Source organism: Pseudomonas sp. YuFO8, from assembly GCF_035065025.1.
Classification (GTDB): Bacteria; Pseudomonadota; Gammaproteobacteria; order Pseudomonadales; family Pseudomonadaceae; genus Aquipseudomonas; species Aquipseudomonas putida_AE.
In genome coordinates, this window is the sequence record NZ_JAXDEQ010000175.1 from 1 (window position 1) to 408 (window position 408).

Sequence of the window (408 nt, forward strand, 5' to 3'; positions counted from 1 at the left end):
GGACAGGACCATGTCAGCGGTGTGCTGCAATTGTCGGCTCCGTCGGATTTCGGGCGCAATCAGCTATTGCCGTGGTTGGATGAGTTCCAGCGTGACTACCCGCAACTCACCGTGCGGCTGTTGCTGGGTGATCGGATTGCCGATCTGTTCCGCCAGCCGGTGGATATCGCCTTGCGCTATGGTGAGCCTGAAGACTCCAGCCTGATTGCGCTGCCCATCGCCCCAGACAATGTGCGTGTGCTGTGTGCCTCTCCCAGCTATCTCGCACGTTATGGCGAGCCTCGGCACCTGGAGCAACTGGCCCAGCATAATTGCCTGTTGTACATGCTTGGCAGCCGGGTCCACGATCATTGGACCTTTCACGACGGCAAGCGCGAGATCAGCCTGACCGTCACCGGCGACCGCTTC

General features: G+C 60.3%; 1 protein-coding gene. It reads left to right on the forward strand.

The window, feature by feature from the left end:
- Positions 1-408 (forward strand): substrate binding domain-containing protein (locus SOP95_RS31865; protein WP_323609570.1); only part of this gene is annotated, 408 nt, incomplete at both ends.